The organism is Mycobacteroides saopaulense (assembly GCF_001456355.1).
GTDB lineage: Bacteria > Actinomycetota > Actinomycetes > Mycobacteriales > Mycobacteriaceae > Mycobacterium > Mycobacterium saopaulense.
Genome location: NZ_CP010271.1, coordinates 4,494,911 through 4,519,498 on the forward strand (window position 1 = coordinate 4,494,911; position 24,588 = coordinate 4,519,498).

At 63.5% G+C, this 24,588-nt stretch carries 25 protein-coding genes, 1 pseudogene and 1 riboswitch; of the genes and pseudogenes, 11 read left to right on the forward strand and 15 right to left on the reverse strand.

Features of this window, described 5'->3' with window-relative positions; translation table 11 throughout:
• Positions 1-5 precede the first annotated feature (5 nt).
• From MYCSP_RS22205 to MYCSP_RS22215, 3 genes are read right to left on the reverse strand one after another with little or no spacing between them, the layout of a single operon-like run.
• Positions 6-416, reverse strand: coding sequence for a VOC family protein (locus MYCSP_RS22205; protein ID WP_083019208.1), 411 nt, complete (start codon positions 414-416; stop codon positions 6-8).
• A gap of 10 nt (positions 417-426) precedes the next feature.
• Positions 427-867, reverse strand: coding sequence for a helix-turn-helix transcriptional regulator (locus MYCSP_RS22210; protein WP_070911668.1), 441 nt, complete (start codon positions 865-867; stop codon positions 427-429).
• A gap of 10 nt (positions 868-877) precedes the next feature.
• Complete coding sequence (locus tag MYCSP_RS22215; protein ID WP_088415183.1) at positions 878-1,444, reverse strand: TetR/AcrR family transcriptional regulator; 567 nt, start codon at positions 1,442-1,444, stop codon at positions 878-880.
• A 57-nt stretch (positions 1,445-1,501) separates the two neighbouring features.
• Here MYCSP_RS22215 and MYCSP_RS22220 point away from each other — a divergent pair.
• Positions 1,502-2,449 (forward strand): annotated as a pseudogene (locus MYCSP_RS22220) (NAD-dependent epimerase/dehydratase family protein); the annotation flags it as partial.
• A 33-nt stretch (positions 2,450-2,482) separates the two neighbouring features.
• Here MYCSP_RS22220 and car read toward each other — a convergent pair.
• Positions 2,483-6,034 (reverse strand): carboxylic acid reductase, encoded by a 3,552-nt coding sequence (car, locus tag MYCSP_RS22225; protein ID WP_088415185.1) that lies wholly within the window; start codon positions 6,032-6,034, stop codon positions 2,483-2,485.
• Between the two features lie 205 nt (positions 6,035-6,239).
• The gene (locus MYCSP_RS22230; protein ID WP_088415187.1) at positions 6,240-6,905 is read right to left on the reverse strand and encodes a class I SAM-dependent methyltransferase; all 666 of its coding nucleotides are present in this window, start codon (positions 6,903-6,905) and stop codon (positions 6,240-6,242) included.
• Between the two features lie 63 nt (positions 6,906-6,968).
• On the opposite strand from MYCSP_RS22230, the gene MYCSP_RS22235 reads away from it, so the two are divergent.
• Together MYCSP_RS22235 and mddA are read left to right on the forward strand one after the other, a co-directional pair.
• Positions 6,969-7,658: an ArsR/SmtB family transcription factor gene (locus MYCSP_RS22235; protein ID WP_083019166.1), complete on the forward strand. Its 690-nt coding sequence runs from the start codon at positions 6,969-6,971 to the stop codon at positions 7,656-7,658.
• Positions 7,655-8,395, forward strand: a complete 741-nt coding sequence (gene mddA / locus MYCSP_RS22240; protein WP_083019164.1) for a methanethiol S-methyltransferase — start codon at positions 7,655-7,657, stop codon at positions 8,393-8,395. The genes MYCSP_RS22235 and mddA overlap by 4 nt, the downstream gene beginning before the upstream one ends.
• A 3-nt stretch (positions 8,396-8,398) precedes the next feature.
• Here mddA and MYCSP_RS22245 read toward each other — a convergent pair whose 3' ends face one another.
• From MYCSP_RS22245 to MYCSP_RS22260, 4 genes are all read right to left on the reverse strand, one after another.
• Positions 8,399-8,680 (reverse strand): glutaredoxin domain-containing protein, encoded by a 282-nt coding sequence (locus MYCSP_RS22245; protein WP_083019162.1) that lies wholly within the window; start codon positions 8,678-8,680, stop codon positions 8,399-8,401.
• A gap of 10 nt (positions 8,681-8,690) precedes the next feature.
• The gene (locus MYCSP_RS22250; protein WP_083019207.1) at positions 8,691-9,086 is read right to left on the reverse strand and encodes a pyridoxamine 5'-phosphate oxidase family protein; all 396 of its coding nucleotides are present in this window, start codon (positions 9,084-9,086) and stop codon (positions 8,691-8,693) included.
• 326 nt (positions 9,087-9,412) lie between these two features.
• Positions 9,413-9,652 carry a WhiB family transcriptional regulator gene (locus MYCSP_RS22255; RefSeq protein WP_083019161.1) on the reverse strand — a complete coding sequence of 80 codons (240 nt, stop codon included), beginning with the start codon at positions 9,650-9,652 and terminating at the stop codon, positions 9,413-9,415.
• A 40-nt stretch (positions 9,653-9,692) separates the two neighbouring features.
• Positions 9,693-11,429, reverse strand: a complete 1,737-nt coding sequence (locus MYCSP_RS22260) for an NRAMP family divalent metal transporter (protein WP_083019159.1) — start codon at positions 11,427-11,429, stop codon at positions 9,693-9,695.
• A 300-nt stretch (positions 11,430-11,729) separates the two neighbouring features.
• A riboswitch (M-box (ykoK) riboswitch) is annotated at positions 11,730-11,899 on the reverse strand.
• 92 nt (positions 11,900-11,991) lie between these two features.
• Between MYCSP_RS22260 and MYCSP_RS22265 the strand changes: the two genes are divergently transcribed.
• On the forward strand, positions 11,992-12,609 hold the full coding sequence (locus MYCSP_RS22265) for an FMN-binding negative transcriptional regulator (protein WP_070912013.1): 618 nt from the start codon (positions 11,992-11,994) through the stop codon (positions 12,607-12,609).
• A 9-nt stretch (positions 12,610-12,618) separates the two neighbouring features.
• Here the strand turns inward: MYCSP_RS22265 and MYCSP_RS22270 are convergent, their stop codons facing one another.
• On the reverse strand, positions 12,619-14,115 hold the full coding sequence (locus tag MYCSP_RS22270; RefSeq protein WP_070911663.1) for a potassium/proton antiporter: 1,497 nt from the start codon (positions 14,113-14,115) through the stop codon (positions 12,619-12,621).
• A gap of 60 nt (positions 14,116-14,175) precedes the next feature.
• On the opposite strand from MYCSP_RS22270, the gene MYCSP_RS22275 reads away from it, so the two are divergent.
• Positions 14,176-14,853 carry a potassium channel family protein gene (locus tag MYCSP_RS22275; protein ID WP_083019204.1) on the forward strand — a complete coding sequence of 226 codons (678 nt, stop codon included), beginning with the start codon at positions 14,176-14,178 and terminating at the stop codon, positions 14,851-14,853.
• A 4-nt stretch (positions 14,854-14,857) separates the two neighbouring features.
• Here MYCSP_RS22275 and MYCSP_RS22280 read toward each other — a convergent pair whose 3' ends face one another.
• A complete protein-coding gene (locus MYCSP_RS22280) occupies positions 14,858-15,058 on the reverse strand; it encodes a three-helix bundle dimerization domain-containing protein (protein ID WP_083019157.1) in 201 nt (66 codons plus the stop codon).
• Positions 15,059-15,258: 200 nt separating this feature from the next.
• On the opposite strand from MYCSP_RS22280, the gene MYCSP_RS22285 reads away from it, so the two are divergent.
• The 3 genes from MYCSP_RS22285 to MYCSP_RS22295 all read left to right on the forward strand — a co-directional run bounded on the left by MYCSP_RS22285 (position 15,259) and on the right by MYCSP_RS22295 (position 17,247).
• A complete protein-coding gene (locus tag MYCSP_RS22285) occupies positions 15,259-16,677 on the forward strand; it encodes a phytoene desaturase family protein (RefSeq protein ID WP_083019155.1) in 1,419 nt (472 codons plus the stop codon).
• Positions 16,678-16,864: 187 nt separating this feature from the next.
• Positions 16,865-17,020 carry a DUF6131 family protein gene (locus MYCSP_RS23375; RefSeq protein ID WP_070911661.1) on the forward strand — a complete coding sequence of 52 codons (156 nt, stop codon included), beginning with the start codon at positions 16,865-16,867 and terminating at the stop codon, positions 17,018-17,020.
• 26 nt (positions 17,021-17,046) lie between these two features.
• Positions 17,047-17,247, forward strand: a complete 201-nt coding sequence (locus MYCSP_RS22295) for a hypothetical protein (protein WP_070911660.1) — start codon at positions 17,047-17,049, stop codon at positions 17,245-17,247.
• Here MYCSP_RS22295 and MYCSP_RS22300 read toward each other — a convergent pair.
• Positions 17,232-17,996 (reverse strand): helix-turn-helix domain-containing protein, encoded by a 765-nt coding sequence (locus MYCSP_RS22300; RefSeq protein WP_088415191.1) that lies wholly within the window; start codon positions 17,994-17,996, stop codon positions 17,232-17,234. The two genes, MYCSP_RS22295 and MYCSP_RS22300, sit on opposite strands and share 16 nt — an antisense overlap.
• A gap of 281 nt (positions 17,997-18,277) precedes the next feature.
• Between MYCSP_RS22300 and MYCSP_RS22305 the strand changes: the two genes are divergently transcribed.
• The 3 genes from MYCSP_RS22305 to MYCSP_RS22315 are packed head-to-tail and all read left to right on the forward strand — an operon-like array spanning position 18,278 to position 22,108.
• Positions 18,278-19,531: a sodium:proton exchanger gene (locus tag MYCSP_RS22305; RefSeq protein WP_083019200.1), complete on the forward strand. Its 1,254-nt coding sequence runs from the start codon at positions 18,278-18,280 to the stop codon at positions 19,529-19,531.
• 46 nt (positions 19,532-19,577) lie between these two features.
• Positions 19,578-21,446 carry a S9 family peptidase gene (locus MYCSP_RS22310; RefSeq protein ID WP_083019153.1) on the forward strand — a complete coding sequence of 623 codons (1,869 nt, stop codon included), beginning with the start codon at positions 19,578-19,580 and terminating at the stop codon, positions 21,444-21,446.
• Positions 21,443-22,108, forward strand: a complete 666-nt coding sequence (locus MYCSP_RS22315) for a DUF3159 domain-containing protein (RefSeq protein ID WP_088415193.1) — start codon at positions 21,443-21,445, stop codon at positions 22,106-22,108. The genes MYCSP_RS22310 and MYCSP_RS22315 overlap by 4 nt, the downstream gene beginning before the upstream one ends.
• Here MYCSP_RS22315 and MYCSP_RS22320 read toward each other — a convergent pair.
• Genes MYCSP_RS22320 through MYCSP_RS22330 form a run of 3 tightly spaced genes read right to left on the reverse strand, consistent with a single transcriptional unit; the run spans position 22,029 to position 24,570 of the window.
• Positions 22,029-22,724, reverse strand: a complete 696-nt coding sequence (locus tag MYCSP_RS22320) for a restriction endonuclease (RefSeq protein WP_083019148.1) — start codon at positions 22,722-22,724, stop codon at positions 22,029-22,031. The genes MYCSP_RS22315 and MYCSP_RS22320 overlap by 80 nt on opposite strands.
• 34 nt (positions 22,725-22,758) lie before the next feature.
• Positions 22,759-23,523, reverse strand: a complete 765-nt coding sequence (nei2, locus tag MYCSP_RS22325; protein ID WP_083019146.1) for an endonuclease VIII Nei2 — start codon at positions 23,521-23,523, stop codon at positions 22,759-22,761.
• 39 nt (positions 23,524-23,562) lie between these two features.
• Positions 23,563-24,570: a bile acid:sodium symporter family protein gene (locus tag MYCSP_RS22330; protein WP_088415195.1), complete on the reverse strand. Its 1,008-nt coding sequence runs from the start codon at positions 24,568-24,570 to the stop codon at positions 23,563-23,565.
• Positions 24,571-24,588 lie beyond the last annotated feature (18 nt).

The window sequence follows — 24,588 nt, forward strand, 5'->3', positions numbered from 1 at the left end:
GCCATTCAGGACAGTTCCTGTATGCGGACGGTACATCCCGCCGGATCCCGGAATGCACAGTCCCGCGATCCCCAGGGCTGATCGGTGGGTTCCTGCATGACCTCGGCGCCGGTGGCCTGGACACGCTCGAACAGACCGTTCAGATCGTCGGTGGCCAGCATGATGCCGGCGTAGGTGCCCTTGGCCATCATCTCGGTGATGGTCCGACGCTCCTCATCGGTGACTCCGGGATCTGCGGCGGGTGGCGTCAGCACGATGTTCATCTCGGGACGTCCGGCAGGTCCCAGGGTGATCCACCGCATCCCTTCATATCCGACGTCTTTACGGACCTCGAATCCGAGGGCGTCACGATAGAAGGCCAGAGATGCCTCGGGATCGGTGTGGGGAAGAAAGCTCGCATTGATCGTGATGTCCATGCCGGTCACGCTAGCCGTGCCCCGCAGGGGTTGCTTCTCGATTCCTGATCGGTCTGGTGACTTGTTTGGCGACACAGGAGGGGATTCCGACGATGTGCTCGACGGCGCGTTCCCGGTAGACGCTCGGCGGAACACCGACCAGCTCGGAAAAACGGGTGCTGAAGGTACCCAGCGATGAGCATCCGACCGCGAAGCAGACTTCGGTAACGCTCATGTCCCCGCGGCGCAGCAGCATCATGGCGCGCTCTATGCGCCGCGTCATCAAATAGGAGTACGGCGACTCTCCGTAGGCGCTCTTGAACTGTCGACTGAGATGGCCCGCCGACATGTGTGCGTCGCGAGCCAGCGCTTCGACGTTCAACGGTTGGGCGTACTCGCGGTCAATGCGGTCGCGCACCCGGCGTAACCGAGCGAGGTCGCGCAGCCGCTGCCCCTCGCCTGCATTGGTCACAGCGCCAAGATTAGTCCCGGCGGTCCAGAAGTCCTGCCACTATTCGCATCACGCTTCGCCTCTGCGAATCTTCGTCCACCACCCCACGAACCGCATAGGCCAATGCCAGTCCATCAAGACACGCGATGAGATCGGCGGTGCGCTCGGTGGCCTCGCGAATTCCCAGCGCCTGCACCCGTTGCTCCACGAGCGCTCTGATGTGTTCGGTCGCGGCATCGAGAATGCGCCGCGTCTCGGGATGATGCGCGGATTCCAGCAGCAGTTCATGGCGCGCGAGGACCAACACGCCGCCGTTGGCCGTCCACGTCTGCGCGGCCAGTACCGCCAGTTGCGCCAATTCGGAGTCGTCGAGGTCCGCGCCGGCAGCCAGTGGATTCACCACTGTCATCGTCCGCTCCCCGAGACGGACGGCGCAGGCTCGCAACAGCGCGGCCCGGGTCCGAAAGTAGTAGGAGGTGGAACCCTCCGGCAGTGCGGCGGCCCTGTCGACCGCGCGATGAGTCAGACCCCGCGCGCCGGCGGCTGCGAGCACACTCAACGCGGCGTCAGCCAACTGAAGTCGCCGGTCGTCGATCATCTTGCCTCCTCTACATTCGTAGAGTACCGTCCCTCTACAAATGTAGAGGGAGCTGTCATGGGCATACACGTCGTGGTGGGCGGCAACGGAGCAACCGGAACCGTTCTCTGCAGGGAGCTGCTGGCCGCCGGTCACACCGTGCGCGCAGTCAGCCGGACCGGGAAAGGCGCGCCCACAGGAATCGACGCGATCGCGGCGGATGCGACGGATACCTCACGGATGATCGAGATCAGCTCCGGCGCCGTCAGCATCTATCACTGCGCGCTGCCGCCGATGCAGTCGTGGCTCCCGACTTATGTCGATATCACGCGTTCATTGATCGCGACGGCCGGCAGCGTCGGAGCACGACTCGTCTACGCCGACGACACCTGGATGTACGGCAGGGTCGACGGCCCGATGCGCGAGGACAGCCCGATCCGTCCGGTGGTCTACAAAGGTGCGCTGCGCGCACTCGCCGCCGAGATGATCCAGTCGGCCCATTCGCGAGGGCAAACCGAGACCGTGATCGGGCGGGCGGCCGAACTGTACGGCCCACGGGTCGAATCGTTACTCGGCGCAGCGCTGTTCACCGCCGGGTTGAGCGGCCGAAGGGCAACGTGGCCGGGCGATCCCGATCTTCCGATGACGGCGACCTTCATCGAGGACTTCGGCCGTGCGCTGGCCGACCTCGGCCAGCACCCGCCGGCAGCGGGGCAGGTCTTCCATGTTCCGGTCGCGCCCGCCATCACCGGAAGAGAATTCATCGAGACCATCGGCAAGATCGCCGGCACGTCACCCCGCGTCGGCCGGCTCACCCCGCGACTGATCGGGCTCCTCAAGTTGATAGCGCCCATAGCACGCGAAGGTGCCGAACTGCTCTATCAATTCGAGCGGCCATTCCTGGTGGACGACACCCGGTTTCGTGCGCTCACCGGGCGCGGCGCCACCAGTTGGGAGGTCGGCATCGGCCGGACCCTCGATTGGTACCGCGCCGATCCCGACCCTGCCCGATATCGGCTGCTTCCGGAAGACGCCGGTAGCGCCCCGAACGGATACCGACTAGATCAGACCCAACAGTTCGATGTCGGTGGCGTACTTCAAGATCAGGTCCTTGGTGACATGCGGTATCTCGCCCGGTGTCTGGTCCAACCCGCCGACCTTCGCCTCACGCACAGCACCACTGAATTCTGCTGTGGGTAGGGCGGATCCATCGATCGCACGCTGCGGCTTCTGGTACATCTTCAACAACGGCAGCACGGATTGTTGGCGCTGCTGCTCCGGCAGGCTCTTAAGGGCCGTCTCGAATCGTGCGAGCCACTGCCCGTAGTCGTCGATCCGCGCGATCCTGTACCCGGCTTCGATCAGCCAGTCCACGAAGGTGTCCATCGAGACGCCGTCGTGGTGCGGGTTGAACACGTCGAAGCTGCGGTAGCCATCGGTCACATTCACACCGCCGATCGCGGTGATCGACGCTGCGGTGAAATCACCTGGCACACCGTCGTAGTGGGCCCGCTGACGATTTCCATCGGCGTCCAGCTCGTAGAAGCTGAACGGTGCGACACCGGTGAGCAGCAGGCTCTGAATGGTTCGGGTAAACACGTCGGTGACATTGAGCTGGCCACGGTAGTCGCTGTGGGCCAGGATCATGTCGGAGCGGAACACGCGCACCGGCAGCCCTACCGAGTCGTGGGCCTCGCGCAGCAAGACCTCGCCTGCCCACTTCGAGTTGCCGTATCCGTTCGCGTACCCGTCATTGATCTGGCGCTGCGCGGACATCACGCGAACGTCGGAGTCCTCTTCGAACTGTGTCACCGGTATCTGGTCGGCGATACCGACCGTCGACAGGTATGTCACCGGCTTGAGCCGCTCGGAGATCGCCAGCTTGATGATCTCGGCAGTACCCGCCACGTTGGGGCCGAAGAGCTGGCTGTACGGCAGTACGTGATTCACCAAGGCGCCGGAGTGGACAATCAGATCCACATCCTTGGCCAGCTTCTGCCATACATCCTGAGACAGGCCCAGATCCCGGTCGCCGAAATCACCGGCGATCACCTCAAGGCCCTTGTCCGCCAACTGGCGGAAGTGCGCAGACAGCTTGGGGTCACCCGACTCGTAGACGGCGTCCAGCCGCGCGCGCGCCGACTCGGCGTCGGCACCGCGAATCAGCGCGTAGACCTTTCCACCCTCGGGCACCAGCCGTTCGAGCCAATCCAGCACCAGCCACCGCCCAAGCCAGCCGTTGCCACCGGTCACCAGCACCGTACGTACGTCGGCGGTCGGTGCCGCAGCATTCTCGGCAGCCTTCAACAGAGACTCGTCGATGAACTTGTCCAACGTGAGCTCGGCCGCGGTGATGGTCGTGGCGTCTTTACCGTGCACCGATGCGAACGTCGGCTGGGTTGCGGCCCCTGACTGCTGTGCCTCGATGTGCCGGGCGATCGCCGCGAGGTCGTTTGCGGCGCTGTTGATGACACCCACCGGCACGTCCACCTCGAAGATGTCGCGCAACAGCTCCGAATACGACAGCGCCGACAACGAGTCACCGCCGAGGTCGATGAATCGCACATCGGGAGCCAGGTCGGAAGATGAAGCACCCAGCAGCGCGGCCGCCGCGTCAGTGACCGTGTCCAGCACCGGACGATCGGAAGCCTCCCGCGCCAGCTGACGCAGGCGCTCATTCTGGCTTTCCGCCAGCTCGACGTACAGGGCCTCCAGACGCTCGCCGTAGTGATCCTTGAGTTTGGGGCGCAATAGCTTTCGGGCATCCGACAACAATCCGGACTCGACCGTGAACGGCACGGTCTCGACAATGAAGTCGCGCGGGATCTCGTACGACTGCAGCTCCGCGTCCTTGGCAACCTGCTGCAGCGAGTCTTGGATCAACGGCTTGAGCGCATCGGGTGAATCCGCATACCGCTCAAGTGCTTCCGGTGTCGGGACCACGACGGCGAGCAGGAACGAGCGCTCGCTGTTGCCGTAGACGAAGATCTGGCGAACCAGCGGGCTACTGGTGTAGGCGGCCTCCAACTTCGACACCGCGATGAACTCGCCCTGGGCAAGCTTCAGCACGTTCTTCACACGATCGAGGTATTTAAGGTGATCCGGACCGAGCTCGGCGACCACGTCGCCGGTCTTGTAGTACCCGTCCTCGTCGAAGACGTCGGCCGTGGTTTCTGGGCGCTTGTAATAGCCCGGGAACATAGTCTCCGACTTCAGCCGCAACTCGCCGCGCGGGTGCGGGGAATCTGTTGTGAAATAACCCAGTTCGGGCACATCCACCAGCTTGTAGTCGGTGACGGGCGGGCGCTGCAGCACTCCGTCACGCCACACCCCGCCAGCCTCAGTGGAGCCGTAACCGTCACGCAGCGGAATCTGCAACAGAGACTCCATGAACTCGGTCATCTCCGGGGACAACGGCGCCGAGCCGGAACCTGCGCTCAATACCCGTCCGCCGAAGTCCTCCTCGCGGATGCGGACTTTGATCTGCTCGGCAACATCGGCATCGCTCTGTCCCGGGGCAAGGTTGCGATCCAATTCGGCCTGATAACGCTGGAAGACCATCTCCACCACGCGGGGCACGAACAGCACCTCGGTGGGGCGGATAAGCGCGATGTCCTCGAAGAACGTCGACAGGTCACTGGAAGCGATGTAGTACGCCGCCCCTCCGCCGGAGAGCGTCCCCATGAGAGTCAGACGGCCCGCCAGGTGACTCATCGGCATGAAGTTCACACCGATTGACGGGATCACGTCATCGGTGAGCCACTTCTTCTGCCACAGGTTGGCAACCAGCCACTGCGGGTACATGGCGCCCTTGGGGGTTCCGGTGCTACCGGAGGTGTAGATCAGCAGGCGCAGCGCGTCAGGGTCAGCATTGGGCAGCGGTGCCGGAGCCAGCTCGCGTCCCCGTGCAAGAGCCTCGTTCAGGGTTTCGATGGTGATGGTCCGGCCCGCGGCCGCCAGGCGAGTGCGCACAGCGTCCAGCGCCTCGCGGTGGCCATCCAGCTCAGGGTGGTAATCGAACACGGAAAGCAGGCGCACCGACGGCGTCGCGAGCACCGATTCCACTGCGGCGTCGAGGTATTCGACGCTGGCCGCGAAGACTGTGGGCTGCGTCTCTTCCAGGATCGCATTGCGCTGCTGCAGTGAGGCGCCGGTCTGCAGCGGTACCGAGACGGTGCCGTGCCGCAATCCGGCAACATCCAGGGAGGCGAAGTCCGTGCTGGTGAAGCCGAGCTGGGCGACGAAGTCACCGTCGCGGATTCCGTGGTCTTCCCAGGCCGCGGCGATGGCTTCGGCACGGTTCCACAGTTCGCGATAAGAAACGGTGGCGTATTCGGGCTTGAGTACGAGCACGGTCGCGCCGCTGTCGCCGGTGACGAATTCGTAGGCGCGCTGTCCCAGGGCCGGGCGATCCCCATAGCCCTCCAGTAACCGGCGAATCACCTCGACGAGGGGCAAATTAGGCTCGTTGACAGCGGCGGTGACCGCCCCATCGGGAAGCAGCGCCTGCAGCTGCGGGTCGCCGGACACGACCTCCGCAATGCGTCGTCGCACCTGCTCCTCGAGATCCGGCGTGGTCGGGACAGCTGTGGTGGAGATCGTTTCAGTCATGCCTAGATACCTCGGGAGAATTAGGTGTTACGTGAGGGGCGCCACTGCCCACATGATGAAAGTACATACCTAAGCTAACTATTCCCTGTGAGCGTCGACGGACTCACCCCCGGCCAGTGGACATTCATGCTGGTCTTCGGCCGCGGCCACCCCCATGAGTGTCATCTCGACGTGAGCAGGATCACCACCGCTTGACGCGAAAGTGTCAACTGGTCACCGTGATTCGCCACAGTCGACGCGGCAAATCACCTTCTTCGAATGCGTGCACTTCGTGGAGGGTCCACCCCGCAGCCAGGTCCTCCACGAGTTCACGCGGGAAGAAGTGCACCGCGAATCCGCCGTGCTCGAAAATGTCGTCGCCACGCGATTCGCCGGCGCAGTAGTGCGCATCACCGGTGTGGCGAACCGTGTAGATGAGTGTTCCGCCTGGGCGCAACACCCGACGAATCTCAGCCATGGCGCGCTGAATCTCGGCTGTGGAGAAGGCCATGCACAACGCCATGTGCGCGAAGACCGCGTCAAATGCGCCATCGTCCACCGGCAGTGGCTGACGCAGGTCATGCACCGTCGCCACGAGATTGGCGGCGACACCCTGAACCTGGGCGGTGTGCCGGATCTGCTCGACCGCAACCTCGCTGAAATCGGTGGCCACCACCGAGAATCCCTCCCGCGCGAAGTAGAGCGCGTCACGACCGTGCCCGGCCGCCAACTCGAGCACCGATTCGACGCCGGCGTCCTTGAACACCTGCGCCGCATGCACTGCCGGTGACGAAGGCTCGGTGCCGTACATAGCGGGGTGCGCCTGATAGGTGCCATCCCAATGTTCGCGCTGAGCGGCGGCCAAGTCCGCCTGCATATCGGCCCCTTTCATGCCCTCTAAGTCAGTTTTCAATAATTCTATTGAATAGTGGATCCGAGGATCTATAGTAATCCCGTGCCCGTTGCACCAGAGGTCAAACGCGACTTCAAAAACCGGCTGTACGGCGAGTTCTCTCGCATCGGCAAGGCCCTGTCGAGCGGGCCCCGGCTAGAGATTCTCGACGTGCTGGCGCAGGGGGCACGGACCGTCGAGTCACTGGCAGTCGAGACCGCGCTCTCCGTCGCCAACACCTCGCGCCACCTCCAGGTACTGCGCCAGGTGCAGCTTGTGACGTCCCAAAGGGACGGGACATATGTCCGCTACCAGCTTTCCGGTCCGGAGGTCACCGCTGTCGTGTTGGCGCTGCGGCACACCGCCGAGCAGCACCTGGCCGAGGTGGACCGGGTGGTGCGTGACTACCTGGGCGACCGCGACAGCCTTGAGCCGATAACCCCGGACGAGCTAGCCCGTCGCATGGCGCACGACGACGTCGTGCTGCTTGATGTGCGCCCCGCCCAGGAGTATGCGGCCGGTCATATCGACGGGGCGGTGTCCCTACCCGTCGACAAGCTTCACGAACGACTCGCTGCACTCCCCCGCGACAAGCATTACATCGCCTATTGCCGCGGCCCGTACTGCGTGTACGCCGACGAAGCCGTTGACCTACTGCAGTCCAGCGGCATTCGTGCACAACGTCTTACCGAGGGATATCCGGAATGGAGGTTGGCCGGACGCCCGGTGAGTCCCATTAGGAGGCCAGCATGAAACGCGTGGTGATCGTCGGATACGGAGTCATCTCCTACCTGATATTCCTTGCGGCATTTCTCTATTCGATTGGGTTCGTCGGAAATTTCGTGGTGCCGCGTACCGTCGACAACGGCCTGCCGGCATCGACCGCCACTGCCCTGGCGATCGACGTCGTGCTGCTCGGACTGTTCGCCGTGCCGCACAGTGTGATGGCCCGCCCCGGCTTCAAGCTCTGGTGGACTCGGCTGATTCCCGACACCATCGAGCGCAGTACCTACGTGCTGGTGTCGAGCCTTCTTCTGATCCTTCTGTTCTGGCAGTGGCGGACGCTCCCCGCACCTGTCTGGGAGATCGGCTGGACACCAGGACGCATCGCCCTACACGCCCTCTTCTGGATCGGGTGGGCCATCGTGCTTGCGTCGACCTTCATGATCAACCATTTCGACCTGTTCGGGCTACGTCAGGTCTACCTCGTATGGCAGGCAAAGCCTTACAGCCACCTTCCATTTCGCGCGACCATGCTCTATCGGCTGGTGCGCCACCCCTTGATGTTCGGTTTCCTCATCGCCTTCTGGGCAACCCCGTCGATGTCCGCCGGTCACCTTCTCTTCTCGGTGGCGACCACGGCCTACGTATTGATAGCCCTGCGCTTCGAGGAGCGTGATCTGCGCGCGGCCCTGGGCGAGCCGTACCGGGAGTACAGCGCTCGGGTACCCATGTTGGTCCCGGGCCTACGCCCTCATAAGTCGTCGTAATATTCAGTGCTGCAATGCTTGTGGTACGAACTCCCGTGCCGCCGCGAGCACCTGACGCTTCGACGGATTGACCATGGCCCGGCCCGCGACGCTGACGGTCGGGACGGTCTCATTGCCGTCGGCGACGGAGCGTACATAAGCGGCCGCGTCCGGCGATTCCCAGATGTTCACCTCCGAGTAGCGCAGTCGAGTAAAGCGCAACTGAGCCCTCAGCTTGATGCAGTACGGACACCCGGGCCGCCAGTACACGACGACCTCATCCGGGCCTGGAACAGAACTCGTCATGACTCCCTGTCTACACGCGCGTGCCCGCGGTAGCACCGGGCTTGAGCGTGTAGACGTCGTCGACGGCGATCACCACGGCGCACCGAGGGGGCTTCATGCCGCGCTCCTCGGCGAACGCGATGGCATCGTCGAAGGCCGGGCCCGATTCGAAAATCCGCGCCCGACCGACGAATCGATAACCGTCGAGCGCCTCACGGTCGATGACCGCCACCGAAACCCTCGACCCCGCAAGGATGTTGGCCAACGTCTGCCCACCGGTGTTCTCGTTGAATATGAGCGAGTGGTCGTCATAGACCCGCAGCGAGCGCTTGGGGCCGATGTTGGGAGTTTGGCCATCCGTCACCGTAGCCAGCACCGCAAGCTGTGCACCCAGCATCCGCTTCATGTCGTCGGTAAGAGCAGGCATGGTATCGATGGACTCCTGGACTAGTTGTGCTGGAACAAATTCGGGTATGCATGGCGGAGCAGCCGAGGCCCGGGCGATATCGATCAATCGCCGGATGCCGGGTAGCGGTGCCGCCCGAATCAACACCGACAGCAGATGCAGTAGCCCCTCGGACACCAACAACTGCTGACCGCTCGTGCGCAATATGTGCGCCGCCGAAACCTTGTCGCCGGTCGAGACCGCCTGAACCACCGCCACGGTCTCCAACCATGCCGCCTCGCGTAGCTCCACCTCGCGTCCATGATTTCGGGTCACCGAACTATTATATTCGTAACTCCAAAAATGAATCAACACCTTCGTTCTTGCCGCTCACGGGGAGTAGTGGCTCCCCAGACTCCGTAGGGCTCGCGCGCGTCGATGGCGTGGCGGCCGCACGGCTCGCGCACCGGACACTGATGGCATATCTGTTTTGCGCGTCGCTCCCTGACCAACCGCGCGTTGCCACGTTCATGATCAGGCGAGTAGAAGACCTCCGAGGGCATGCCCCGGCACAACGCTTCCTCGTGCCATGTGATGAATATCTGCATGGTGTCATTCCCGTTGCTGCACAATGCTATTGGCCGGGCGCTACCCGATAATGGTCTGCGCGACCTTGACGCCGACCAGCACCACAGCCACCACAAGATACCCGCGCAGGGCGATCATCCCCGCGGTCCGCAACGGCGACCACGCGGGACGCTCCAACGTGTCAAGTGCCGGCGTACGCCAGGTTTCACGTTGCTGCCGCAGGACTTCCCGGCGCAGGGCGCGATCACGCGGTGCAGATTCCAGGTCCTCCACCTGCTCTGGATCCAACCCACCGAGATCCGCGGCGGTAACACGGGCGGCGGCGCGATCGGCCCGCTTCCTTGCGGCATAGATCACCGCACCACCGAGAAGCCCGACAACCGCGCCGACCACGAAGAATGCCTTGAGCTGGGCCGTGCTCAGGTCGGGAAAGAAGGTCGCCGCGGTCAGCGACAACGACAGCAGTACCAGGGCCCAGACAATCAGTCCCGCAACGACATTCTGACGTGCCGTATTGACCCATGGACCCAGAACCGCTTTGTCGTTGCAGAGCAGCACCAAGAAGACCGTTGCGGACGGCAAGAGCACACCGGCCAGCGCCTGCACACCCTGAGTGAGCACGCCCAACACCGGATCGGGGCTGAACGACACCGCGGCGGCGACCGCGAGCAGCACGCCGTAGCCCAGGTAGAAGGCCGGCGCCTCACTCAGCTTCCAGTGCAGTGAGTGACGCTTGCCGAAGGTGTCCCCCAGCGCGTAGGTAGTGGCCAGGCCCACTGCGTTGGCACCGATGAGAGAGGCATCCAGTAACAGGATGGCGAACAGTGCCCCGACCGTGGGGCTAACATGCTCATGCAGCAGCCGTGCCACGGCACCGGCGTCGGTGAAGTTTCCGACGGCATCGGTGCCCGCCAGCCCGAACGCCGCCGCCCCCATGATGCAGACCGCACCAATCATCACCACGACGATCCCCACTGCGAGATCGATTCGCTCGTAACGGATCCAGCGCGGTGTCAGTCGCTTGTCGACGATGTTGGACTGCTGGAAGAACAACTGCCATGGTGCCACCGTGGTGCCCACGATCGCGACGATCAGCATCAGTAGTTCGGCATTGAGGCCACCCGGGAAGGACGGCACGAACCCGGACGCCGTGGTGGTGAGCGATGGGCGTACCAGGATCACCATGGGAACCATCACTACGTTGAGTGCGATGAGCGCGAAGAGGAATCGCTCCCAACGCCGGAACGAACCACCGGCGACCACCGCGAACAACAGCACCGCGGCCAGCGGCACCGAGATCCAGCGGGGCAGACCGAAGTAGCTCAATGCCATTGCCACCCCGATGAATTCGGTGACAATGGTCAATGCGTTGACCACAAACAGGTCACCGACGCTGAAAGCGCCCCAAAAACGTCCGAACCGGCTGAAGATGAGCCGCGCATGGCCCACCCCGGCGACCGCTCCCAGCCGGACCACCATCTCCTGGTTGACGTAGAGCACGGGAATCAGCAGCGCCAACGTCCAGAGCAGCGCCATGCCGTAGTTCTGGCCGGCCTGCGCGTAGGTGGCCACCCCACCCGCGTCGTTGTCGCCGACCATGACGATGAGACCGGGACCCAAGACCGCCAACAACATCCGGAACCGCTGCCAGCGGCTGCGACCTTCGGTGCTCTCGTGTTGTCCGATGGTGCCCAGCGCGCCGACGATGTCGCCGACATGCGCACTGTCCATCACAGCGCCGTTGGGCGCATGCCCGTCGCCGTCGTATCGGCGTGGGACGCCGTTGAAGAATGCCATTGCAGTTGCCGCCCTTTCTCAGGGTTTGGTCCGCTGCGCGCATATCCGGGCACGCCAAATTAGGCCTGGCGCAAAGATTCTCGCGGCAGGTCAGGCGTGTGCGGTGTCGCAGCGGAAGGCTGGGAACACGTGTATGTGCTGGCTTAAGCCAGGTTTTCGATCCGGACTGGGATACGGACTATCGCCGGACTGCATGTCGTCCCTCACCTCCTCGCTGCCAGGGCGGTTGTGCCGCAAAGGTTTCACGTCAGCACACGTCAAGCGCGCTCAGACAGGAGAGACCACCCACCACCAGACGGGTTTACACCTCTCTCGTCAGAGCTTCGGCACTGCACGACGTGATCCCGGTAGGGAAGCCACCTCGGATCACCCCTTAAGCCGGGGAGATCTGTCCTAACCCTGGGCGTCTCTCGACGTCGTCGGATCAGTGGCCTGTGTTCGTGCAGGAGCCTCGCCTAGCGAGGTGCTGACGTTCCGTACTGTATGCCCGAGTGGTGCTGTGCGTCAACGCTCCTGGTTAATGGATAGCCCCAAGGCCGATGCACCTGAAAAAATGCCGATCATGTACGTACCGAAGAACTTCGCAATGAACGACCGTGAAACCGCGGTCGCTTTGACTGAGGCGCGTCTCGCCCAACTCGTCAGCCATGGTTCCGCAGGCTTCATGGTGACGCCGCTGCCCCTGCTCTACCGACCGGCGAGCCATACTCTTGTGGGGCACGTCTCGCGCGCCAATCCACATTGGCAGCAAGCCGGTGACTGCGTCGCGATCTTCTCCGGTCCGCAGGCATACATCTCGCCCAGTTTCTATGCCACCAAGTCGGAAACCGGCAAAGTCGTGCCTACGTGGAACTACGAAGTGGTTACCGTGTACGGCGAGCTCACCGCGCGCGACGATCCTCATTGGGTCCACGCCCTCGTCACCGAGCTCACCGCGCACCTCGAGCGAGGCAGGCCCAAGCCATGGGGAATCGACGATGCTCCAAGGGAATTCACAGCTGCGCAAATCCGGGCCATCGTCGGGGTGGAATTGAGCATCGACCGCATCGAAGGCAAAGCAAAGATGTCTCAGAACCAACCCGAACGGAACCGGGTTGGTGTCATCGACGGATTGCGCCGCTCCCCCGACCCGTCCGACCATCGCGCTGCGGATTGTGTGGAGACTTTCAACACTCGGTGAGTCCGACGATCAGCCCACGTCCCCGTATTCGTCGAACCAGTAGGCGAGCTTGCCGCGTCTGCTCACCGCGCGCAGCCGCGACTCGGTCAATGCCCTGGTCTTGCTGGTAGTGACGATCATCAGTTCGTCGTCCGACTCGATTCGGGTATCCGGCAGCGGGACGAAGGTGTGGCCCTGCCGGATGATCAGCGTGACGACGGCAGGATCGGGCAGCCTAAGTTCGAGGATGGTGACGTTGCGCAGCCGAGATCCCGGTTGCACTTTCATGGTGAGTAGCTCGGCATCCAGCACATCCAAAGGAGCTGCCTCGACCTGGATCTCACGCGTGGCCTCGCGGGTGATCAACCCCAGCAGATGCGCGACGGGCCGCAGGCTCGGTCCCTGCACCAGGGTGAACACCACCACCAGGACGAACACGATGTTCAGCAGGCGATAACTGTTCGGCACGCCCTCCACGATCGGGAAAGTCGCCAGCACCACCGGGACCGCCCCGCGTAAACCGGCCCAGGACAGAAATGCTTGCTCGCGCCATGGAACACCAAATCCAACAAGCGATCCCAGCACGGACAACGGCCTGGCGGCCAGTAGCAGCACCAGACCCACCACGATCGCGGGAACCAGATCGTCCAGCAGCTCACTGGGATTGACCAGCAATCCCAGCAGGACGAAGAGCCCGATCTGCGCCAGCCAACCCAAACCCTCGGCGAAAGAGCGGGTGGCAGAGCGGTGCGGCAGACCTGAGTTGGCGAGCACCACCGCCGCCAGGTAGGCGGCGATGAAGCCGCTGGCATGCACGCTGCCGGAGGCTGCGAACGCCACCAGACCGATGCCGAAGGTCGCGATGGGATACAGCCCCGAGGCGGGCAGGGCGACGCGGCGCAGCGCCATCGCGCCGAGGAAGCCGCACACCAGGCCTATGGCCGATCCGGCCAGCAGTTCGTACACGATCTGAACCACCGCGCTCTTCGGCTCGAATACGAAGGGCACGATGCTGAACATCAACACCAAGATCACCGCAGGTGCGTCGTTGAATCCGGACTCCGCCTCGAGTAGACCGGCCAACCGCCTCGGCAGCGGAAGCACTCGCAGCACCGAGAAGACCGCAGCGGCGTCCGTGGACGACACGATCGCCCCGAGAAGCAGTGCCAGCTGCCAGTCCATCCGCAGCAGAACGTGCGCGCCGACCGCGGTCACCAGCGTGCTGATCACGACACCGACCGTCGCCATCGCACCGGCAGGGGCGAGCACCTTTCGGATATCGGAGAACCGTGTGGTCAGACCGCCCTCGACAAGGATGACCGCGAGCGCGGCGGTACACACATTGCGGGCCAGCTCCACATTGTCGAACTCCAGACCCAGCCCATCCTCACCGAGCACGACGCCGACCAGGAGGAAGAACAGCAGGCTGGGAAATCCGATGCGCGTGGCCACCCGGGTGCCGACGATGCTGGCGAGCAGCACCAGCCCACCGATGAGCAAGGCCAGGTACAGCTGGTGCAGGCTCACTTCGTTCCCGTCGGTCGACTCCGGTTAATAGGGCACGATAGCGGGGTGGTGGAACGGAAGATGCGAGTCGCGATCGCCGGGGCAGGCAAGGTCGGCCGTTCCGTGGCGCGCGAGCTGCTCGACTACGGCCACAAAATCCTGCTGATCGAACGTGAGCGCACCAACTTCGAACCCCCAGCGGTACCCGGGGCCGACTGGCTCAACGCCGACGCCTGCGAGCTGGACACCCTGGAGGAAGCGGGAATACAAACCTGCGACGTCATGGTCGCCGCCACCGGAGACGACAAGGCCAACCTCGTCGTGGGGCTACTGACCAAGACCGAGTTCGGCGTACCGCGAGTGGTCGCTCGCATCAACGACATCCGCAACCAATGGCTCTTCGGCCAGGCCTGGGGGGTCGACGTCGCGGTCTCCACACCCGGGGCCATGGTGGCGGGAATCGAGGGCGCGATCGACATCGGACACCTGGTGCGCCTGATGGGGTTGCGCGGAGGCCACGCGGATCTGACAAAACTGACTCTGCCCCAAGATAATCCGCTGGTGGGTCGGCGCGTGGCAGACCTGGATATGCCGCCGAACGCCGCGTTGGTCACCGTGGTTCGCAGCGGCACGGTGCTACTGCCCACCCCCGAAGATGTCTTGGAGGCGGGCGACGAGATGCTGTTCGTCGCGAACAGTGCGGCCGAACTCGCGATTCGCGCCGCGATTCACGGCGCCGGCGCATCGCCCGACCAATAGCTCGCTACACGCTGAGCAGGGCAAGTTCCTCGCGTGCGCGCCGCTCAACCAGCAGCGGAACGTAATCGCGCAGTGGACTGTCGTCGAAGCGGGAGTGCTCGGCGCGAACCACTGCCTCCACGATGTCGCGGGTCAGACCGGGATGCCGACCATGTAACTGCTCCACCAGGTCACTGATCCCTGCCTGCTCACTGAGTACCGCCACAGGGACAAAATTTGCACCACGTTTACAGTTTCGTCAACTGCCCGTCGTGGCGCTAGAGGCGGCCAGCCAAGCTTCCGACAATCGGGTTTGTACACTTTGGTGACGGACCCGACGGAGGTGGATGCCACGGTGCAGGTCGGCTGTAATACGTTTATCGCCTGCGACTTTCGTGATAGCTATATGCGCGCCACGGTGGCCCGATGAGCAGGGCCACTGTCGTCGGCAGCGGACCCAACGGTCTGGCCGCAGCAATTACTCTCGCGCGCGCGGGGATCTCGGTCACAGTGTTGGAGGCCACTGACACGCCGGGCGGTGGATGTCGTTCCTCGGAGATGCTGGCACCCGGACTGATCCACGACGACTGCGCTGCCACGCACCCGATGGCCATCGGCTCGTCCTTCCTGACGAGTCTTGACCTGGCTCGTCGCGGAGTGCGTTGGCTGCTGCCTGAAGTCGACTGCGTTCACCCGCTCGATGACGGCTCTGCAGGCGTCCTGTACCGGTCGATCGATCGCACGGCCCTCCAGATGGGACGTGACGGCAATCGTTGGCGTGCCCTGTTCGGCTATCCCTCGAGACACTTTGACACCCTTGCTCAGGACATCACGGCACCGCTGTTGCGCGTGCCCCGCCACCCGATCCAGATGGCCCGATTCGGACTGCCGGCTGCCCTGCCCGCATCCGCGGTCGGCAGACTGCTTCGCACCGAATCTGCCCGGGCCCTGTACGGCGGTGTCGCCGCGCACGCCTTCCGCCCCCTGCACTACCCGATGACGGCAGCGGTGGGCCTGGGAATCATGACGGCCGGACACCGCTACGGCTGGCCCGTGGTCTCTGGCGGCACCGGATCCCTCGTCGGGGCCATGACCGCAGCCCTCACCGAACTCGGCGCGACAGTCCACACTGGGGTCCGCATTGACAACGCCGCGCAACTGCCCGATGCCGATGTGACGCTATTCGACCTCGAACCCGGCTCTGTGGCAAAGATTCTTGGCGAGCGGCTGCCTGCACGGGTCTTCCGTGCATTGACGCGGTTTCGTCACGGTCCCGGCGCTTTCAAGGTCGACTTCGCGATCGACGGCGGGGTCCCGTGGACCAATGTCGATGCCAGCCAGGCCGGCACAGTGCACCTCGGCGGCCCCTACGCTGAGCTCGCCTCCACCGAACGGCAGATCCACGCCGGCACCATGCCCGAGCGACCATTCGTACTCGTCGGCCAGCAGTATCTGGCCGATCCGCAACGTTCGGCCGGCACGATCCACCCGCTATGGACCTACGCGCACGTGCCTTCCGGATATACCGGAGATGCGACCGAAGCGATCATCGGCCAGATAGAACGATTCGCCCCCGGTTTCCGTGAGCGCATAGTCGGCACGGCGGTGCGCTCGACGACCGAACTGTCCCGATACAACGCCAACTACGTCGGCGGAGACATCATGACGGGCGCCAAAGACATTCGGCAGCTGGTGTTCGGTCCCCGCATCACGCTCACCCCTTATGGCCTCGGCACCCGCGGGATGTTCATCTGCTCGGCAGCAACCCCGCCCGGACCCGGGGCTCACGGCATGTGCGGGGTGCACGCCGCCAACGCCGCACTCGCGGAAATCAGCAGACGCTGACTTCGACAAGCTTATAGTGATCATCAATTCCATTGTCGGGCAACCAGTTAGCGGAGCCCAAGCGCCCAGCCCAGGCGGCCGGGTGCTGATTCTTCAACTTCTCCCCCAAAGACACTGTGCGGCGTATAGTTGACGTCGTAAACAAATGCATCACGCGTGAAAACCGGCATTGGGATAGGTGAGGGCCATGATCATCCTCGGAGCCATCGCGCTGGCAGCCGGTTTCTTCCTCGACATCGGGTGGCTATGGACCGGCGGGGTGGTACTCATCGTCATCGGCCTGATCTTGATGGTCGCGGGCCGGATGGGACACGCCATCGGCGGCCGCCGCCACTACTACTGACCCGCGACCGAAAACTGGGAGACACCATGCGATACGCCGGAATACTGTTGGCCATCTGGTTGATCGTGGGGGCGATCGCGGTGGCCCAGCGCGGGTACTTCACCAGCAGTCCGCAGACCTGCGCCAGCGCGGGAACAATCGCACTGACCGTCATCGCCGGCCCCCTCAACTATGCGGGACTCAATCCGACGGTCAATCAGTGCAATATCCCTCAGCCCAGTCCCTGATCCCCGCGCAGCGCCGCACCTACGCGAACCAGTACGTCGAGCTGGGCGGGATTGAACAGATCCCACAGTGCCTGCGCCACGGTTCGTTCAGCGAACTGTTGCCCCCGGGGGGCGTCCGCGGTCGAGTCCAGCATCCCCGGATGCTCGGCGTACAACTTGCGGGCGTGCAGGGCCATCCGCTGGGCAAGATCGGCTCGTGTCGGCTCGTCGGCATCGGTGGGCAGACTTTCCAGTTCATGATCGAGGTCGCGGTCCTGCTGGTCCAGGAACATCCCGATGAATGCCTGCATACCGATGGGACCGAGCACCCTGGACATGACGAACGCGAGCGAGCGGTCCGTATCGGATAGCTCCATATTGACTGCAGCCGAACCGAATTCGGGCGGTAGGTCAGCCGCCATCTCGCTGGAGAGTATCTGCCCCAGCTCGTCGCGCACCCGCTGTAGCCGCTCGATGGTGGCGGCCAGCTCCTCATCGAGCGCCCTAAGCGCCTCGTGCGGATCCTCATCGGCCTCGTCCATCTCCGCAATCTGCTTCAAGGAAAGGCCCAGCCCAGTAAGGCGTTTGATCTGCAAGACCCGGACCAAATGCGCGACGCCGTAACTCTTGTAACCGTTGGAACGACGTTCGGGCTCGCCGAGCAGTCCGATGTCGTGATAGTGACGCACAGTGCGCAGGCTGGTGCCGGCGAGCTCAGCAAGCTCCCGAGTACTCCAGCCCACCGTCACTCCTTCTGCATTCGCCTGCACACCTTCTACTGGACACTATGCCGCCGCGGCATGGTCAATTCGCGAAACCCTCGCCCCATCAGCCATGACGCGCAACCTCACACCATGTGGTTTGCCATACATTCAGGTTAGGTTAGCCGAAGAATTCATAAAGGGCGCCACTACCTGCTAGTTTTCCGATCACATGTGTGTCACGCAGGGTTATCAATGTGTTGCTGAGGGCGTGTGGCGGTGCTAGCTTGTGTCTGCGACCCGATGTGCAGGGCTCACCCATGTCCCTGCCCTACCCAAGAGAGGAAGCCGTGCAGACCATCGCGAGTACGCCCGACGTGGTTCGTGAACTGCGTCGGCGGCTTCTCCGGTCGGTGTGCATCACCGCGCTGTTCATGGCGCCCGCACTGGTCACACGGATCGGCGGGCTACATCCGAATCCGGTGGCGGCACTCGTCATCTACGGCGCTGCCGTGGTGGCCGCGAGTTTCATCCTGGCCTGGGCTGCGGAAGCCGCGCAGATGGACGTATCCGGCGGCTTGGCCATCGCGGTACTGGCCCTGATCGCGGTACTACCCGAGTACGCCGTCGACCTCTACTACGCCTACATCTCCGGCCGAGTTCCCGAGTACAGCCAATACGCGGCGGCGAACATGACCGGATCAAACCGGCTGCTGATGGGCCTGGGCTGGCCTGTTGTCGTCCTCATTGCACTCGCGGTGGCCCGCAAGACATCCGGACGTCCTACCAACCTGCTGTCGCTGGAGCCGTCCAACCGCATCGAGCTGGGGTTCCTGATGGTGGCCGGTGTGGTGGCATTTGTCATCCCGGCAAGCGGTCACATTCACCTTGTGCTGGGCATCGCCTTGCTGGCCTGGTTCGGGTTCTACCTGTTCACGATCAGTCACGGCGAGGCCGAGGAGCCCGACTTGGTGGGCACAGCGGCGGCCATCGGCATGCTGCCCAAGCACATGCGCCGCAGCACCGTCGTCACGATGTTCATTATGGCCGCGTCGGTCATCCTTTTGTGTGCCGAGCCCTTTGCCAACAGCCTGGTAAGTGCCGGAACACAATTGGGCGTCGATCAGTTCCTCCTGGTGCAGTGGCTCGCACCGCTGGCATCTGAAGCGCCAGAGTTCATCATCGCCGCGATCTTCGCCGCCCGAGGCAAGGGAACCGCCGCCATCGCCACGTTGATCTCGTCCAAGGTCAACCAGTGGACTCTCTTGATCGGTTCGCTGCCGATCGCCCATCTCGTGGGCGGTGGCGGTTACTCACTGGTTCTGGACTCCCGTCAGATCGAAGAAACCCTGCTGACCGCAACGCAAACCATGATGGGCGTGGCCCTGATCCTGGCCCTGCGATTCCATCGCGGCACCGCATGGGCTCTGTTGGCGCTGTTCATCATCCAGTTCCCGATCACCTCTACCCACGGCCGGCTCATCCTCTGCGGGGTGTACGGCGTACTGGCGATCGTCGGCTTGATCGTCAACCGCCGCCACGTCATCGCGACAATCCGTGCACCGTTTAGCAGGTCAGCGCACCTGCACTTGACTGTGCCGTAGCGGCATAGTTTCTCCTGGTGTTACCCGACACCGAGAGGAACTTCCCATGGCGCTGCCCGCGCTCATCACCGTCGAAGAATTCTTCGATCCGCCCGTCCGTGCCTCCGCGTCGATCTCACCGGATGGCACCAAGATCGGATACCTGGCGCCGCGCGACAATCGCCTCAACGTGTGGGTACAGAGTCTCGATTCGGACGACGCCCGCTGTGTCACCCATGACGAAACTCGAAGCGTCACAGGTTTTCTCTGGACAGACGATCCGCGCTGGCTGCTCTACGTGCAGGACTCCGGGGGCGACGAGAACTGGCATCTGTATCGGGTGAACTTGGACGACCCTGACACGCCGCCACTGGATCTGACGCCGTACCCCGATGTGCGCCTGCTGGGCCTGGAGCGCCCGCACGGGCGACCCGGGAAGCTTTTCGTCCAGCTCAACCACCGCAAGATCGACGAAATCGACTTGTACGAACTCGATATCGCATCCGGTGAGCTGACCATGCTCGCCGAGAATCCCGGCGGCGTCATGGCCTGGTTCTGCGGACCGAACCACGAGGTGTTCACGCAGTCGCTGACACGCGAAGGCGATATCGAGTTCTCCCGATACGAGTCCGGAACCCTGCATCCTCTCGTCGTCTACAACGGTGCGGACTACCCGGTCGGCATGCACCCGACGCAGATCACACCGGATGGCACCGGGTTGTGGATGGGATCCAGCCGCGACACCGATCGCACACGTCTGGTCCGACTAGACCTGTCCAGCGGTGAGGAATCCGAGGTCGACAGCCACCCCACCTTCGACCTATCCGCAGCACTGGGTCTGGCCCCGGCCCTGATCCGGCATCGGAGAACCGGTGAACTACTGGCAGTTCGATATCTGGGCGAGCGACAGGAGATCCGGGTACTCGATCCAGATTTCGCTCCGGTGCTGACGAAACTTGAGGGGCTTTCGGAGGGAGACCTCGCGGAGATCTCCTCCGACGAGGACGGCCGACGTTGGGTGGTCAGTTTTACGCATGACCGCGATCCAGGGGTCACGTACTTCTACGACCATGCCACGGGCGAGAGCAGACAGCTCTTCCGGCCGTTCCCCCACCTGGACCCGGCGACTCTGGCGCCGATGGCTCCGGTCACCATCACCTCACGTGACGGCCTGAGCCTGCATTCCTATCTGACGCTGCCCGTCGGGGTGGAGCCCGCGGGGTTGCCGCTGGTGCTCGTCGTCCACGGTGGTCCGTGGCATCGCGACAGTTGGTGCTTCGATCCGGCGGTGCAGTTCCTCGCGAACCGCGGATACGCGGTGTTACAGGTCAACTTCCGTGGATCTACTGGTTACGGAAAGGCCTTCACGAAGGCCGCTATCGGAGAGTTCGCCGGCAAGATGCACGACGACCTGATCGATGCGGTGGACTGGGCGGTCAAGCAGGGCTACGCCGATCCCAGCCGCGTAGCGATATTCGGAGGCTCGTACGGCGGATACTCGGCGCTGGTGGGGGTCGCCTTTACGCCAGATGTCTTCGCGGGCGCTATCGACTACGTGGGCATCTCCAATCTGGCGAATTTCATGCGTACCCTCCCGCCGTTCGTGCGGCCGAACCTGGCCAACAACTGGTACCGCTACGTCGGCGACCCTGCGGTGCCGGAACAAGAGGCGGACATGCTGGCTCGATCCCCCATCAGCCGGGTGGACCAGATCCGCACTCCGCTACTGGTTGCCCAGGGCGCCAACGATGTACGCGTAGTGCAAGCTGAATCCGACAACATCGTGGCGGCCCTGCGTGCCCGGGGTGTCGAGGTCGAATACATGGTCAAGGCGGATGAGGGCCACGGATTCCTCAACCCGGAGAATCAGATCGACCTGTACCGTGCGACGGAAAGATTTCTGTCCGAGCATCTAGGCGGACGGCAGGTCCTGTGACCGGGGTTTCCGAACCTTCCGAACCGACCGAACGCAAACTGACACTGCTCGAACAAGCCGGTGGGCTCCCCGGGCTCATCTACGCTGGCCTGCCGAGCGTGACGTTCGCGTTGGGCAACAGCGCTTTTGGCCTGGCTGGTGCCATCTGGATCTCCACCGCGACCGCAGCGGCAATCGCCGCATGGCGGTGGTTACGCAGCCAGCCATTGCAACCGGCTGTGTCCGGACTGTTCGGGGTGGTGATCTCGGCGGCAATCGCCTACCAGATCGGTTCGGCCAAAGGCTTCTTTCTCATGGGCATCTGGACCAACCTCATCGCCGCGATCGTCTTCACGGGCTCGGTGTTCATGGGTTGGCCGCTCGCGGGCGTGATATGGCACGGTTTCACCGGCACTGGGCAGCGCTGGCGCGACGACAAGCCGTCACGGTTCGCCTTTTCGGTGGCGACCTTGTCGCTGGCCACGGTGTTCTTATCCAGATTCATTGTGCAAGAGTGGCTATACACCCAAGATTCGGTGGGCTGGCTGGCCTTCACGCGGATCGCCATGGGATACCCGCTCTTCGGTATCGCGTTGCTCGTGGTCATCTGGGCTGTGCGGCGTTCGAAACGGCGGGCATATCGCTCTGATTCAGCCAGCGCGGCAGACGATCCCGCCCGATGAGCTCACACCTACTGGTCACGGCCAGTGCTTGGGCCTGGCGGGTGAAGTCCTGGTTGCTGACCACCATGGCGCGGGTGCAGTCGTAGTGCCGCGCGCCCGCGACGGCCTCCTGAACCGCCCTGACACCGACCGTTCTCGAATAGCGTTTGCACTGCACGGCAACGACATCGCGCCGATTCGTGGCTATCAGATCGACCCCGTAGTCACTGGACGCCGGGGTGATTTCGACATGCCATCCGGCATTCTGCATGCGCGCCGCCACGAAGGTCTCGAAATCGACGCCGGACATCTCGTCGATCTCCGCAAGCCCGGATAGCGTCGTATACCTTCGCAGTTGGGCATCGTATCGGCGCTCGGCCACAACCTCGCCCAGGCCTCGCAGACCCCACCCGGCAGCGCGCAGGAGCAGGTATACAGCGTAGGGCGCGGCGAGGTAGGCCACCTGCGCCAACGCCGCCAGCAGTGGGTCCCCGGTGTTCCGATACACGAGGATGCCTGGCCAGATGAGCAGCGCGACAACGGGCCCGGCCAGCACCACGACCAGAAACGTAACCAATGCGCGCGACAAACGGCGGCGCGCTCGAAGCGCTCTACGCCTCCACCTCCGCAGCATCATCGAGTCGAACCTTAGGCCAACCCTCCGACATCGATCATCGCTGGCAGCTAGGGCACCAATAGGCCACACGCGGAGAACTCTGGTCGCGTGCGATCGGAGTTCCGCAGCGGCGACACGGTTTTCCATGGCGACCGTAGACCCATAACTCACGCCCGGGCCGCCGGTCACCAGTCGTTGTCCGGTGGTAGTCATTCTTGTTCGCCTGCAGCAACGTGTGGGCGTGCGCGACGAGGCGCTCGGGGTCTGCCAGGTTCTTCACCGGCGTGGTGGGCACCACACCCGCCAGAAAGCACAGTTCGTTGCAGTACACGTTGCCAATGCCTGCCATGACCCTCTGATCGAGCAGCACCACGCTCAGCGGATCCTCCGACCGCACGATCAATCGCTCTACCGCGACGGCTGAATCCCAATCCGGCCCAAGTAGATCCGGGCCCAGATGCCCTACTACGTCGCCTTCACGTGCACGCTCGACCACATTCAAGACACCCAGGCTTATTCCGAGCGCTACGGACTCTTCCGTCATCAGTATGGCTCTGACTCGATGGTCCCAGGTAGGGACGGGCCGCTGGGCGGACACGATCCGCCAGCTGCCATCCATTTTCAGATGGGAGTGAATGCTGGCCCAGCCCACACGAATCAAGAGATGCTTTCCACGCGCAACCACACCGTCGACGCGTTCCCCGCTCACATCGACTGTGGCGAAACGCGGAACCCGGATATCGCAACCCGTGAGTATCCGACCGGTCAGCGCATCGTCCAGGCGCTGTGCTGTCCGGAAGACCGTGTCGCCCTCTGGCATTCCGACGACCTCCTCGCAATAGCGATCATAGTGCGCAGGTCAGACAGCGGACGGAATCTCACGTCCCGTGCTCGGCGCAGCCGAGCTCTCGGCACGACCCCAACGCCCCGCCAGGGCGGCGCAGGTGATCAGCTGGATTTGATGGAAGATCATCAGCGGCAGCACGATCAGACCGACCGGATGTCCTGCGAAGAGCACCGTGGCCATCGGCAAGCCCGTCGCCAGGCTCTTCTTGGAGCCGCAGAAGATCACGACAATGCGGTCGGCCCTGTCGAACCGCAGCAGCCGCGCCACGCCCGCCGTGACACCCAGCACCACCGCCAGTAGCACGATGCTGACCGCGACGACGGCCAACAGCCGGGAGATCTGTAGGTCCTGCCAGACGTGTTCGACCATCCCGGCGCTGAACGCCGCGTAGACCACCAGGTAGACCGAACCACGGTCGACGACCTTGGTGAGCGTGGTGTGCGACAGCACCCGATACAGCTTGGGCCGCAACAACTGACCGGCGACAAATGGCAGCAGCAACTGCACCACGATCTCGAGAATCGCGGTGGGTGAGACCGTCGCCTCCCCGGTGGTCTGCATCAACAGCATCACCAGCGCGGGGGTCAGGAAGACGCCCAGCATGTTGGACACCGACGCGCTGACCACCGCTGCCGCGACATTGCCGCGGGCGATGGAGGTGAAGGCGATGGAAGACTGCACCGTCGAGGGCAACAGGCACAGGTACAGCACACCCGTATAGAGATCATCCGTCAGCACGGAGGGCACCAGCAGTCGCATCGCCAGCCCGAGCAGCGGGAATAGCACGTATGTCGCAGCCAGCACCGTGGTGTGCAGTTTCCAGTGTTTGAGACCCTCGAGTGCCTCGCGCGGCTCCAGCCGCGTTCCGTAGAGGAAGAACAGCACCGCGATGGCGATCTTGGTCGCCCAGCCCAGCACGTCGGCGGCCTCACCCCGCGCGGGGATCAGCAGACCGATCCCCATCGCGACGAACAGTCCCAACAGGAACGCGTCAATACGGAGTTTGGCCAGCCACTTCACTATGCCACCGTACGAGGA